Here is a 13976-nt window from a genome sequence, read left to right as displayed (position 1 = left end):
AGAGCCCGATCCGGTCTGCCCGACCCGCTCGTTTCAGCCCAGCTTGCGCACGCGCAAATTGCGCCCCTTGATCTTGCCTTCGCGCAGCTTCTGCAAGGCCTGATCGGCAATGCCGCGCGTCACTGCGACATAGGCGCGGACGTCGAAGATCGCGATCTTGCCCACGTCGGCCGCAGCGATGCCTGCCGTACCGGTCAGTGCGCCGAGAATATCGGCCGGACGCAGCTTGTCCTTGCGTCCGCCGTCGATGACCAGGGTCTGCATGGTCGACAGCTGGCCGGTCTTCAGACGACCAGGCGTGGTCTTTGCCGTCTCCCAGCGCAGGGGCTGGCCCAGGCGCTCCTCGATGACCTTGGCACGACTCATCTCGCGGGAACTGCACAAGGTCAGCACCAGGCCACTGCGGCCGGCACGGCCGGTGCGGCCGCTGCGGTGCACGTGGGTATCAGCGTCGCTGGCGATGTCGTACATCAGCACCACGGGCAGATCTTCAATATCGAGCCCGCGCGCCGCGACGTCGGTGGCGACGAGGACAGAGCAGCTGCGATTGGCAAAGCGCACCAGCACTTCGTCGCGATCGCGCTGTTCCAGATCGCCGTGCAGCGCAAGCACCGAATAGCCACGCTCGTCCAGCGCCGCGGCAACGTCCTGGGTGTCGCGCCGTGTGTTGCAGAAGATCATCGCCGAGACCGGCTTGTGCTCGGACAGCAGCCAGGCCACGGTATCGAGCTTGCGTTCGGGCTCGACTTCGTAGAAGCGCTGTACGATTTCGGGAACCTGCGAGTCGCCGTCGATGCTGATCTCGATCGCATCGCGCTGGAATTCGTTGCTCAGCGCGCGGATCTCGTCGGGAAAGGTGGCCGAGAACAGGTTGGTCTGGCATTCGCGCGGCGCGAACTTGACCACCGCGGCAATCGCGTCGGCAAAACCCATGTCGAGCATGCGGTCGGCCTCGTCCAGCACCAGCACGCGCAGGCTGCCCAGCTCCAGGCTGCCTTTTTCCAGATGTTCCAGAATCCGCCCCGGCGTGCCGACGACGATGTGGGGCATATGCACCAGCGATTCCACCTGCACGCGCAGCGGCACGCCGCCACACAGGATGGAAAGTTTCACATTGGGAAGAAATCGCGCCAGCTGGCGGATCACCTTGCCGACCTGGTCAGCCAGTTCCCGCGTCGGCGCCAGCACCAGCGCCTGCAGCGCGCCCTGGGCCGGATCGATGCGGGCGAGCAGGCCCAGGCCGAAGGCCACGGTCTTGCCGCTGCCGGTGCGCGCCTGCGCTATCACGTCGCGCCCCTGCAGCAATGGCGGCACCGCCTGCGCCTGAACCGGCGTCAAGGTGTCGAAGGAAAGCGCCTGCAGCGCCTGGGACAGCGCAGGCGGCAGGGCCAGCGAAGCAATATCGGTCATGGCTAGGGCCCCGCGGGCAAAACGCTAGTCTACCGTAGCGAGGCCACGCACCACCGAAAAGCGCCGTGGCATGCCTGTAGGGCGCGATGAGCGCAGCGAATTGCGCCGGCCTTTCGCGCAGATAGCGCTGGCGCGGCACATTGCGGTGCCACTCGCTGTGCTCATCGCACCCTGCGAGATGCCACGGAGCGCGCCATGGAGGAATCTACGCCTGCCAGAGTGCCTCGGCAGCGAGGGCATCCCTGCCTAGGCACCGCCTGCTCTGGAACGGAAACGCTTGAGCTGGTCGCCGAACGCCGCGCCCTTGGCAGGTTTCGCCGTCGGCTTGGCAGCTGGCTTGGCCACGGGCTTTTTTGCCACACGCTCGCCGGTCACCGCCCGCGCCGCAGCGGCACGCTGGACATTCACGGCCGGCTTGCGCCTGGGCTTGGCGACAGCAGGCGCCACCTCAGCCGGCGTGGCAGGCGCGGGCGCCGCATAATGCCGATATGTCGCCTCCACATCGGCCGCAGCCACCTCGCCGTCCCAGTCTTCCATCAGGGTGGCCAGCAGCAGTTTCTCGAACTCGCCGGCAAAGCGCCGCACGACCGATTCCGGATCGGGCACCAGCTTGGCATCAACGATCAGGCCGAAATGCACGCTGCCGTTGTAGCTCAGGATGGAAATGCCCATGCCGATGCTGCCGTTCTGCGGCACCCAGAACATCAGCTCGCGCACGCGTGCGCCGGCCAGGTACAGCGGCATCTGCGGGCCGGGCACATTGGTTGCAACGGCAGTGGCCTTGCGGCTGAACAGCTCCAGCGCGGCGCGCTGTACCGCCACCGGCGCCATGCCGACTGCGGCGAGCAGGCCGAAGGTCAGCGCCGCCTGGCGCGAGCGCTTCAGCTCGCGCATGTTGGCCGCGACGCGTTCGAGCCGGCGCAACGGATTGGCTTCGCCGATGGGCAGGTCGAGGAATACCAGGCCGAAGTGATTGCCCAGCTTCTTCGCATGTTCCAGCGGGCGCAGGTTGACCGGCACGGTCGCACGAATCGTGATGCCGTCGGCTGCCTGGCCTTCGTCGACCAGATGGCCGCGCAGCGCGCCCGCGGCGCAGGCCAGCAGCACGTCGTTGACGGTACAGCCCAGCACCTTGCCCAGGGTCTTGACGTCTTCCAGCGGCAGCGGTTCGGCCCAGGCCACACGCTTGCTCACGCCGAGCGGGCCCTTGAAGGCGGTCGGCGGGTCATCGGGCAGCGACAGGGCAACGGCCAGCTCGCGCGTTATCTCGCCGCCTTCGCGTGCCAGCGCCGCGGCAGTCGCGGGATCTTTCCACATCTCCACACCTTTGCCGATCACTTTCTCGCCGGCCTGCAGCGCCTTGGCGAAGCCGGCGCGGGTCGGTTCCAGCAGGCGGTCCATCACACTGCCCTGGTCCTTCTTCAGCCATACCTTGGCCAGTTCCGCCTGCTGCTCCACCGACGGCGAGGCATCGGTCAGCGACAGCAGCACCTGTACCAGGGCCAGCCCGTCGGCATAGCAATGGTGGATGCGCGAAATCAGCACGCTGCCGCCGCGATAGTTCTCCACCACATGGAATTGCCACAGCGGCTTGGAATGATCCAGCGGACTGGAGGCCAGCTGGCTGACCAGGCGCTCCAGCTCCAGCTTGTCCGCCGCGCCGGGCAGCGCGGTCAGGCGCACATGCCAGTCGAGGTCGAAATCCTTGTCGGTCTCCCAGGCGGCCGAACTGCCGTTGTCGACGGCTTTCTGGCGAAAGCGGCGAAAGGCGAGGAAGCGGCCGGCGATGATCGCCTTGAGCGCGGCCAGATCGAGCCGGGTCTCGAACATCAGCACACCGGTGATCATCATCAGATTGGTCGGGCTCTCCATGCGCAGCCAGGCCGTATCGACCTTGGACATGGCATCCCGCTTGCCCCGCAGCACTTCGAACATCGACATCTCCCCGACCGGCCAGGCGCGGTCGCTCTCCGTCGCCTAGCATCCGCGCAGGCTGAAAAAAACACAATGCACGGCGCCGCAGCGGCGCGGGCTGGGCCAAACGCGCGTGAACGGCCTAGAATTGCCGATCCGCCGGTGAAGGAAGGGAAGCAATGCATCACGCCAGCGACATCCTGCTCAGCCTTTTCATCATTTTCGTCGCCGCCCAGATCGGCGCGGAAATCGCCACCCGGATCAAATTGCCAGGCGTCGTCGGCGAAATCGCCGCCGGCTGCATCGTCGGCCCATCCCTGCTGGGACTGGTCGTACCGAATGAGCCGCTGGAAGTGCTGGCAGAGATCGGCGTGGTGCTGCTGCTGTTCTCGGTCGGCCTGGAAACGCGCCTGGACGATCTGAAAAAAGTCGGCCGCAGCGCCTTGCTGGTCGGCGTGCTCGGCGTGGTGATTCCGTTCGCCTTCGGCTCGCTGTGGGCACACACCAGCGGCTTCGACTGGTCCAAATCGCTGTTCATCGCCGCCGCGTTCGTTGCCACGTCCGCCGGCATCACGGCGCGCGTACTGCAGGAACTCGGCGCGCTGCAGCGGGTGGAAAGCCGCGTGATTCTCGGTGCCGCGGTAATCGACGACATCCTCGCCATGCTGCTGCTCGGCGTCGTCGTCGCCTTGCAGGCCGGCGGCGAAATCAACGTCGGCTCGCTGCTGGTTGTACTGGCGGAGGCAATCGGCTTCCTCGCCATCATCGGCTGGGTCGGCACGCGCGTGATGCGGAGCAAATCGCATTGGCTGGACCGGCCGGCCAATCCGCTGTCGCCGCTGACCATCGTACTGGCGCTATGCCTGGGCCTGGCCTTCCTGTCGACCAAATTCGGCCTGGCCGCGATCATCGGCGCGTTCCTCGCCGGCATGATTGCCTCGGAAACCAGCCAGCGCGAGAAACTGGAACATCAGACCCAGCCGCTGCTGGCCCTGCTCACGCCGTTCTTCTTCGTGCTGACCGGCAGCAAGATCGACCTGAAGGAACTGGCCAGCGCCGAAGCCCTGTGGATGCTGGCCGTGGTCACGCTGATCGCCATCGCGTCGAAGTTCGCCGGTGGTTTTCTCGGCGCCCTGTCGCTGGGCAAGCGCAGCGCCAGCATCGTCGGCGTCGGCATGGTGCCGCGCGGCGAAGTCGGCGTGGTGATCGCCAGCCTGGGCCTCACCGCCGGCGTGTTCTCGCCGCGCACCTATGCCGTGATCGTGGCCATGTCGCTGCTCACCGCCATGGTCACGCCGCCGATCCTGGCATGGCAGCTGCGCCGGCATGCGGTAAAACCTGCACCCGACGAAACGGCGGGACCGGCGTAGACAGCAAGCTCACGCCTTCATCTGCTGATACGCCGCCAGTGCCGCCTCGCGCGATTCGGCCAGGTCGACCAGTGGCGCGGGATAGCCGCTCTGGGACAGCAGCGCGGGCTGCTTCCACGGCGCGTGTATCGATTTGAACGGCTGCCGTGCCAGCTCGGGCACCCAGCGCCTGACATAGCTGCCGTCGGCATCGAAGCGCTCACCCTGGCTTACCGGGTTGAAGATGCGGAAATACGGCGCGGCATCGGCCCCGGTGCCAGCGGTCCATTGCCAACCCTGCGTATTGTTGGCCAGGTCGGCATCGACCAGGGTGTCCCAGAACCAGCGCGCGCCGTGGCGCCAGTGCTGGCGCAGGTTCTTGCACAGGAAACTCGCCACGACCATGCGCACGCGGTTGTGCATCCAGCCCGTATGCCACAGCTCGCGCATGCCCGCATCGACGATGGGAATGCCGCTGCGCCCCTGCTGCCAGGCTTGCAGCTGGGCGCGATCCGTGTCGCGCCAGGGGAATTTGTCGAACTGTGGATTGAGGTTCTTTTTCGGCGTTTGCGGAAAATGATGCATCAGATGATGCGAGAACTCGCGCCAGCCCAGCTCGCGCACGAACGGTTCCGCCATCTCGCGAAACGCCTGGCCGCGCTGCTGCGCCAGTTCTTCCAGGCGCCAGAAGATCTGCTGCGGTGAAATTTCGCCGAAATGCAGGTAGGGCGACAGGCGCGAGGTGGCTGCCTGGGCCGGATAGTCGCGCTTGGCGGCGTAGTCGCGCACAGCCGCGTCGCAGAAATCGGCCAGTGCTTCGTGCGCACCGGCCTCGCCCGGCAGCCAGGCCTCGTGCAGGCCCGTATCCCAGCGGATCGCCGGCAACAGCTTCAAGTCATCGAGGGCAGCATTGCCGTCCAGTGCGACCGCAGCGATCCGCCGCGGCGCCGCACTGCCCGGTCGCGGTTTCAGCCGCGCGCGCAGATTGCGCCAGTACGGCGTGAACACGCGATACGGTGTGCCCTGGCCGGTTTCGACTTCCCAGGGATCGGCGAACAGGCTGGCATTGAAGCCATGCAGGGCGCAGCCCAGTGCCTTCAGTTCGCGCGCTACGCGGCGGTCGCGCGCTGCGATGGCCGGCTCGTACAGCCGGTTGAAATACACCGCGTCGGCGCCGCACTGACGAACCAGTGCGGCCAGTTGCTCAGCGCTGTCGCCGCAGCGCAACTGCAGTTCCACGCCGCGCTCGCGCAGCGCCAGGCGCAAGGCCTGCAGCGAATGATGCAGCCACCAGCAGCTGGCCGCGCCAGGCTGCCAGGGCGCTTCCTCGTCCGGCGCATGGATATATACGGCGACGATGGCAGCCTGCTGGCGCAGCGCGGCGGCGAGAGCGGGATTGTCTTCCAGGCGCAGATCGCGCCGGAACCAGACGATGGCAGTGTTCACGGTGGCTTTTTCCCCGGAGCGGCGGTGGCACGCAGTTCGCCCGAGGTAACGCACCCCAACGCCCCCGCGGCGTGGGGACGATGGGGTGCGAACCGGTCCTGCAAGCGCGCAGGTTAGTGCAGGCCGAGGTGAAAACGGAGTGAAACCGCAGCGTCGCTGCCGCGACCCGGTTTTGCCCGTCGTTCGCCACAGACCGCGCCGTATACTGGCCGCCGCCCACGTCAACACCGGATGTTACCGATGCGCATGACAGTCCCGAATCGTTGCTGGTGCCGGGGCTGGGCCCTGGCCGTGCTGTCGGCCGGCCTGCTGCTGGCCGCCTGCGACCGGTCTTCACCGCCGCTGCCCCAGGCACAGGGCACGCCACCGCCCCGGGCCGCCGAAGCGCCCAGGCCACAGGGCTTTGCGCTGGTCTCGGCGAATGCTGCGCAGTACCAGGGCCAGCTGGCCCTGGCGCTGGAATTCAGCCAGCCCCTGGTCGGCACGCAGGCCTTCGATCCGCTGCTCGGCGTCAAGGATGCCAAGGGCGCCGTGGTCAGCGGCAGCTGGGCATTGGACGAAGATGGCAAGACTTTGCATTTTCCCTATGTACAGGCCAACCAGACCTATAGCCTGACCATCAAGGCCGCACTGACCGCAGTCGACGGCAGCACCTTGCCGGCGGACCAGAATAAAGACATCTTCACCGGCCCGCTGGAGCCCGCCGTCGGCTTTGCCTCCCAGGGCAGCGTACTGCCGGCGCGCGATACGCGCGGCATTCCGGTGGTGTCGGTCAATGTCGGCGAAGTCGATGTCGAGTTCCTGCGCGTACGCGACAAGGAACTGTCGAATTTCTTCGCCAGCTACCAGGGCAACGAGCGCCGCTCCAGCTACGAGCTGGATCCGGACAGCGGCTGGTGGGGACGCAAAGGCAAGCCCATCACCAACATGGCAGATTCGGTCTATGCCAGCCGCTTCGTGCTCGACGGCAAGGAAAACGAGCGCACGCTGTCCTATCTGCCTATCCAGAACATTGCCCAGCTGGCCGAACCCGGACTGTATTTCGTCGTGATGAAGCGCGCCGGCAGCTTCCGCGAGCAATGGGAAACCAGCTATTTCTTTGTCAGCGACATCGGCCTGCATACGCGTGCCTACCGGGAACAGCTGTTCGTGCACGCGGCTTCGCTCAAGAGCGGCGAAGCGCTGGCCAATGTGGATTTATCCATTATCGACAACAAAGGCCAGAGCGTGCTGGATGCGCGCACCGACGCCGACGGCAATGCCCTGCTCAACTACGCGCTGAATGCCGAGCAGGTACTGGTCGCGCGCAGCGGCAGCGACGTGTCGCTGCTGCCATTCAACCAGCCGGCGCTGGACCTGTCCGACTTCGCTGTCGCCGGCCGCCGCCAGGAATGGTTCGACGTGTTCGCCTGGTCCGGCCGCGACCTGTACCGCCCGGGCGAAACCCTGCGCGTATCCGCCCTGCTGCGCGATAGCGACGGCAAGCCGATCAAGCCGCAGTCGGTATTCCTCACCCTGAAGCAGCCCGACGGCCGCCAGTGGAGCCAGGCCAAGCTGGAGCCGCGGGAACTGGGCTATCTGGAATGGACCCAGGCCTTGCCGGCCGATGCGCCGACTGGCCGCTGGCAGATCGAATTCCGTCTCGACCCCACGGCCAAGGAAGCGAACCAGGCGCTGAGCCTGCGCATCGAGGAATTCCTGCCCGAACGCCTCAAGCTCGACCTGAACTCGGCTCAGGCCCAGCTCAAGCCCGGCGAAAAACTCGCGCTGGACGTGCAAGGCGACTATCTCTACGGCGCACCGGCCGCGGGCAACCGCTTCAGCGCGCGCCTGACCATCGCCAACGACGCGCATCCGCTGGATACGCAAAAAGACTACTTCTTCGGCGATCCCACCCTGGAACTGCCCAAGGACGCCCGCGACGTGGTCGACGAGGCGCTGGACGCGAGCGGCAAGCTGCAGCCACAGATCGACGTGCTCGGCGAGATCAAAGCGCAGGCGCCGATTGCCGCCGTCGTTTCCGGCAGCGTGTTCGAAAGCGGCGGCCGCAGTGTCACGCGCACGCTCAAGCGCACCGTGTGGCCGGCCGAGGCCCTGGTCGGCATACGCCCGCTGTTCGATCCCAAAGATGGCGCGACGGCCAATGGCCGCGTTGGTTTCGAGCTGATCCGCGCCAACGCCAAGGGCGAGCTGCTCGCGGCGCAAGGGCTGAAGCTCAGCCTGGTGCGGGAAAACCGCAACTATCACTGGAGCTACGACAAGAGCAGCGGCTGGCGTTTCGACTTCACGCGCAGCTTCGACACGGTGGAAACCCGCGACATCGCCAGTGCCGCCGGCCAGGCCGTGAAATTCGACGTGCCGGTGGAATGGGGCGGCTATCGCATCGATGTGCTCGACCCGGCCACGGGACTGACCCTGCGCTATCCCTTCGTCGCCGGCTGGAGCTGGAGCGACGACAACCGCGGCAAGGAAGCGCGGCCGGACAAGATCAAGCTGTCCCTGGACAAGCAGCACTACCGCGCCGGCGACATGCTCAAAGTCAGCGTGACCGCGCCCCAGGCCGGTTCCGGCCTGCTTCTGGTAGAAAGCGACAAGTTGCTTTATACGCAGCGCATCGATGTGAAGGGAACGACCGAATTCGCGATCCCGGTCACGCCGGAGTGGGAGCGCCACGATGTCTATGTCAGCGCGCTGGTGCTGCGCGGCGGCTCGGCGCCGAGCAAGGTGACGCCAGCCCGCGCCGTCGGCGTAGCCCATGTGAGCATGGATCGGGAAGCGCGCAAGATCGCGCTGGAGATCGAGGCCCCCAGGCAGAGCAAGCCAGAGACCAGCCTGCCCGTCACGCTGAAGGCACCGGCGCTGGCCGGCCAGGAAGCCTACGTCGTGGTGTCGGCGGTCGACCTGGGCATACTCAATATCACCCGCTTTGCCCGCCCCGATGCAGTGGCCTGGTTCTTCGGCCAGCGCCGCCTGGGCATCGACGCCTTCGACCTGTACGGCCGCCTGATCGAAAGTTTCGACGGTGCACTGGCCAAGCTGCGCTACGGCGGCGACATGACCCTGGCAGCCCTGCCTCAGGCGCGCCGGCCGACGGCGAAAGTGCAGACCGTAGACCTGTATTCCGGTGCCGTGAAACTCGATGCCCAGGGCACTGCGCAAATTGAATTGCCGCTACCGGATTTCAACGGCACCCTGCGCGTCAGCGGTCTGGTATTCGGCGCCGACCGCTACGGCGGCAGCGACACGGAAACCATTGTGCGTGCGCCGCTGGTGGCGGAAGTCTCCACGCCGCGCGTGCTGGCGCCCGGCGACAGCGCCAGCCTCACGCTGGACCTGAGCAACTTCTCCGGCAGCGAGCGCGAATTCCAGCTGCACTTCGAAGCCGATCCGCCGCTGCGCATCGCTGACGCCAGCCGCAGCGTGCGCGTCGCCGATGGCGCCAAGAAAACCCTGCAGTTCGACCTGGCCGCCGACGAAGGCCTGGGCGTGGGCAAGTTCCGCCTCATCGCCGAAGCAGGCGAGGTGAAGATCCGCCGCAGCTATGAAATCGCGGTGCGTCCGGCCTGGCCGGCAGTGCTGCGCTCCTCGCCGCAGGTGCTGCAGCCCGGCGCCGGCCTGGGCCTGGGCAGCGGCGCAATGGAAGGACTGATCGCCGATTCGGTCACTGCCAGCCTGAGCGTCAGCGCGCTGCCGCCGCTACCGTTTGCGAGTTCCGTGCGCGGCCTGCTCGGTTACCCCTACGGCTGCGTCGAACAGACCACCAGCCGCGGCTATGGCGTAATGCTGCTGGACAAGGACACGGCGAAAAACCTCGGCATCGCACCACTGGCCGACGAAGCGCGCAGCGCCATGATCGCCAACGCGGTCAGCCGCATTTCGGCGATGCAGATTCCGTCCGGCCATTTCTCCCTGTGGGGCGACGAGGGCTCGGTCGATACGATGATGACGCCGTACGTGACCGAGTTCCTGCTGGATGCGCGCGAATCTGGCTTCGCCGTGCCCGAAAGCGTGCTGCAGAAAGCACTGAAACGGCTCAATGACGACCTGCTGTCCGGCGGCCATCCGTATTACGGCTACGACAATGCCGAGCACCTGCGCTTCGCCGACCAGGCCTGGTCGGCCTATGTGCTGGCGCGGGTGCAGCGCGCATCATTGGGTACATTGCGCACATTGTTCGACAACGACCGGGCCAAGTCGATCACCGCCCTGCCGCTGGTACACCTGGGTATTGCCCTGAGCCTGCAAGGCGACAAGACCCGCGCCGAACAGGCCCTGGCAGAGGCTTTCGCCAAGCAGGTGCAGCGGCCGCAATGGCTGGGCGACTACGGCTCGGAACTGCGCGATACGGCGCTGATGGTCGCATTGACGCACCACTTCAAACTGGGCAAGCCCGATTACGACGAGCGCGTCATTGCCCTGGGCCGCGAGCTGGCCGCACGCCGATCGGCGAATACCCTGCGCTGGCTCAGCACACAGGAACAAAGCGCGATCGCGCGCCTGGGCAAGGCGCTGATCGCCGACGGCACTGCCAAGGTCGGCGGCAGCCTGAGCCTGGCCGGCAGCAGCAGCGAGGTCGAACCCGCGCCGATCTGGAGCCGCAGCTTCGACGCGAACGAACTGCGCGCCGGCGTGCGCTTCGTACCCAATGCCAGCACGCCGCTGTACGTGAGCGAAGACGTGGCCGGCATTCCGAGGAATGCACCTGCTGCCGACGACAGCCATGTCGCGATCAAGCGCCAGTGGTATGCCCTGGACGGCACGGCCTGGGAAGGCAGCGAACTGAAAGAAGGCGCAGGCCTGATCGTCGGTATTTCGCTGGAAGCCAAGGAAGACATGCGCGACGCCCTGCTGGTCGATCTGCTGCCCGGCGGCCTGGAAATCGAGAATTTCAACCTGACCGATGCCAAGCAGTGGGCCGATATTGTCGTCGACGGCGTGCAGATGTCGGAACGCGCTTATTCCGCCAATCTGCGCCACGAAGAATTCCGCGACGACCGTTACGTCGCGGCGCTGAACCTGGCCAAGGGCCAGCAGGCGCATGTGTTCTATCTGGTCCGTGCCGTATCGCCAGGCAACTACCTGGTGCCGCCAACGACGGTGGAAGACATGTACCGCCCGGAAATCCGCGGCATCGCGCGCAGTACACCGGCCCGTGTGACGGTGGTACAGCCGTAATGCATTTCGTCGACGGTCACGGTAGCTCCCGCTCCCCAATCTCGCTGGGGGGACAGCCGCAATGAGTTTCGCAGCGGGCCGCTCTATATCCCTGTCCTCCAAGCTCGCTCGGGGGGTCAGGTGGCGACGCTCAGAGCCGACAGGCTCTGTCGCCGCCGAACGCCCAACGGGCCGGAATGGGCCGGGGTGAGGGGGCAGGCCTGCAGGCCGCCTCGCCGCACTCATGCACGACACACCCAAGCCTTCGCCTGCTTCGCTGCCGCCAGCGGCTCAGCACCAACCGACACCGCCAGAGCCTTATTCCACTAATTTCTTTTTCAACAAACCCGCCTGGCGCTGGCCCCGCCGCCTGCTCTATACCATCGTCGCCCTGCTCCTGCTCGCCGTCGTACTCGACCGCCTGTTCCCCCTGCCCCTGCCCGCCGAAAACAGCGGCAGCACGGTAGTACTGGCCCGCGACGGCAAACCCCTGCGTGCATTTCCCAACGCCGACGGCATCTGGCGCTATCCGACCACGCCGCAGCAGGTTTCGCCGCTGTATCTCGACGCACTGCTGACTTACGAAGACCGCTGGTTCTACCAGCACCCCGGCATCAACCCGCTCGCACTGGGCCGCGCCGCCTGGCAGCTGCTGCGCCATGGCCGCGCTGTCTCCGGCGGGTCCACCCTGACCATGCAGGTCGCGCGCATCCTCGACCCGCATTCGCGCAGCGCCCTGGGCAAACTCAAGCAGATGCTGCGCGCGCTGCAGCTGGAAGCGCATCTGAGCAAGGACGAAATCCTGACCCTGTATCTGGACCGCGCGCCGTTCGGCGGCACCATCGAAGGCGTCGAAGCCGCCTCCTGGGCCTATCTGGGCAAACCCGCCGCGCGCCTGAGCCATGCAGAAGCCGCCTTGCTCGCCGTGCTGCCGCAAGCACCGAGCCGGCTGCGGCCCGACCGCAATGCGGCCGCGGCGCAGCGCTATCGCGACAAGCTGCTCGCGCGCATGCAGGCACTGGCGCGCTGGGACGCGGCCACCGTGCGCGACGCCGCACTGGAAGTCGTCGCCGCGCGGCAGCTCGATCCACCACTGGACGCGGCACTGCTGGCGCAGCGCCTGCGCAGCGCCTATCCGCAGCGGCGCAGCATCGCCACCAGTATCGACCGCGAGCTGCAGGCAGCGATGGAAGCGCGCGTCGCCAACTACCTGGCACGCCTGCCCGAACGCACGTCGGCCGCCCTGCTGCTGGTAGACAATTCCACCTTGGAAACCTTGGCCTATGTCGGCTCCGGCGCCTTCGGCAACGTGCAGCGCCTGGGCCATGTCGACATGGTGCGCGCGTCGCGTTCGCCTGGCTCAACGCTGAAGCCGTTTCTCTACGGCCTGGCCATCGACGATGGACTGATCCACTCGGAAAGCCTGCTGGTGGATGCGCCGCAATCCTTCGGCGGCTACCGGCCGGGCAATTTCGACATGGCCTTCAACGGCCCGGTCGCCGCGGCCGATGCGCTGCGCCTGTCGCTGAACGTGCCCGCGGTAGACCTGCTCGACCGCGTCGGCCCGGCGCGTTTCGCCGCGCGCCTGGCCAATGCCGGGCTGCAGCTGCGCTGGCCGCGCGGCGCCAGCCCCAATCTCGCCCTGATCCTGGGCGGCACCGGTGCCAGCCTGGAGGACCTGGTCGGCGCCTACAGCGCCTTCAACCGCAGCGGTCTGGCCGGTTCGGTGCGCCTGCTGCCCGAGCAGCCGCTCAGCGAGCGCCGCCTGCTCAGCCCCGGCGCCGCGTGGATCGTGCGCAGCATGCTGGAAGCCAATCCGCGTCCGGGGCAGAACCGCGACACCTTCGATCCGGGCCAGCGCGCGCGCCTGGCCTGGAAGACTGGCACCTCGTACGGGTTCCGCGATGCCTGGGCGCTGGGCACGACCCGGCGCTATACGCTCGGCGTCTGGGTTGGCCGGCCCGACGGCACGCCGGTGCCCGGCCAGTACGGCGCCGTCACCGCATTGCCGCTGCTGTTCCAGGCCGTCGACAGCCTGCCCCGCGCCGCTGCCGACGTGCAGGGTTCCAGCCAACCTTCCACCGTTAGCGAAGTGGATATTTGCTGGCCCCTGGGCAGCGCATTCGAACCGCAACAGCCCGAGCTGTGCCAGCAGAAACGCAAGGCCTGGATACTCGACGGCGCCGTCCCGCCTACCCTGCCCGAACGCGAGGCCGCGGCCTGGAATGACCGCCGCCTGCAGCTGCGCCTGAACGCAGCCAGCGGCGAACGCCTCAGCGCCGGCTGCCATGCGGCGCAGGAAATACAGCGCACGCTGGCACGCTGGCCGGCATTGGCCCAGCCCTGGCTGACGCCGCCGCAACGCAAGGCCGCGCGCCTGCCGCCGCTGCAGGCCGGCTGCAGCGACGACAGCCTGGATGCAACGGCCAACCTGCGCATCGCCGGGGTGGCACCGGGTACCAGCCTGGTGCGCGCACCGGGCAGCACGCACGCGCCGCACCTGTCCCTGCGCGCGCTGGGCGCCAGCGGCACGGTGCAATGGCTGATCAACGGCCGCCTGGCCGCGGCAATCGATGCGGCCCAGAGCTTCGAACATGATTTCGACCAGGCCGGCAGGCAGACCGTCACGGCGATGACCGCGGCGGGCAGCTATGCCCAGGTCGAAGTACAGGTATTGCCGTAGGCAAGGCCGAACGCGCGCCA

Annotated in this window: 6 protein-coding genes; 3 read left to right on the top strand and 3 right to left on the bottom strand. The window is 67.0% G+C overall.

Annotated elements, in window-relative coordinates; genetic code table 11:
* Positions 1–33: 33 nt before the first annotated feature.
* On the bottom strand, positions 34–1410 hold the full coding sequence (gene dbpA / locus DFR29_RS11330; RefSeq protein WP_133818716.1) for an ATP-dependent RNA helicase DbpA: 1377 nt from the start codon (positions 1408–1410) through the stop codon (positions 34–36).
* 246 nt (positions 1411–1656) lie between these two features.
* A complete protein-coding gene (locus DFR29_RS11325; RefSeq protein ID WP_133818715.1) occupies positions 1657–3345 on the bottom strand; it encodes a WS/DGAT/MGAT family O-acyltransferase in 1689 nt (562 codons plus the stop codon).
* A 158-nt stretch (positions 3346–3503) separates the two neighbouring features.
* Here DFR29_RS11325 and DFR29_RS11320 point away from each other — a divergent pair, with 158 nt between their 5' ends.
* Positions 3504–4694, top strand: coding sequence for a cation:proton antiporter (locus tag DFR29_RS11320; RefSeq protein WP_133818714.1), 1191 nt, complete (start codon positions 3504–3506; stop codon positions 4692–4694).
* A gap of 9 nt (positions 4695–4703) precedes the next feature.
* On the opposite strand, the gene DFR29_RS11315 is transcribed toward DFR29_RS11320, so the two are convergent.
* Entirely contained in the window at positions 4704–6119 is a 1416-nt protein-coding gene (locus DFR29_RS11315) for a cryptochrome/photolyase family protein (protein ID WP_133818713.1), read from the bottom strand.
* A 246-nt stretch (positions 6120–6365) separates the two neighbouring features.
* Between DFR29_RS11315 and DFR29_RS11310 the strand changes: the two genes are divergently transcribed.
* Together DFR29_RS11310 and pbpC are read left to right on the top strand one after the other, a co-directional pair.
* Positions 6366–11294, top strand: coding sequence for an alpha-2-macroglobulin family protein (locus tag DFR29_RS11310; protein WP_133818907.1), 4929 nt, complete (start codon positions 6366–6368; stop codon positions 11292–11294).
* A gap of 223 nt (positions 11295–11517) precedes the next feature.
* Positions 11518–13956, top strand: coding sequence for a penicillin-binding protein 1C (pbpC, locus tag DFR29_RS11305; RefSeq protein ID WP_133818712.1), 2439 nt, complete (start codon positions 11518–11520; stop codon positions 13954–13956).
* Positions 13957–13976: the final 20 nt, after the last annotated feature.

It is taken from the genome of Tahibacter aquaticus, assembly GCF_004363655.1.
Classification (GTDB): Bacteria; Pseudomonadota; Gammaproteobacteria; order Xanthomonadales; family Rhodanobacteraceae; genus Tahibacter; species Tahibacter aquaticus.
This window is presented reverse-complemented; position numbering and strand designations above follow the sequence as displayed.

Coding starts and splice junctions, on each gene's coding strand:
- DFR29_RS11325 (WP_133818715.1), bottom strand. CDS start 3,345: ATGTTCGAAGTGCTGCGGGGCAAGCGGGATGCCATGTCCAAGGTCGAT.
- pbpC (WP_133818712.1), top strand. CDS start 11,518: ATGCACGACACACCCAAGCCTTCGCCTGCTTCGCTGCCGCCAGCGGCT.
- DFR29_RS11320 (WP_133818714.1), top strand. CDS start 3,504: ATGCATCACGCCAGCGACATCCTGCTCAGCCTTTTCATCATTTTCGTC.
- dbpA (WP_133818716.1), bottom strand. CDS start 1,410: ATGACCGATATTGCTTCGCTGGCCCTGCCGCCTGCGCTGTCCCAGGCG.
- DFR29_RS11310 (WP_133818907.1), top strand. CDS start 6,366: ATGACAGTCCCGAATCGTTGCTGGTGCCGGGGCTGGGCCCTGGCCGTG.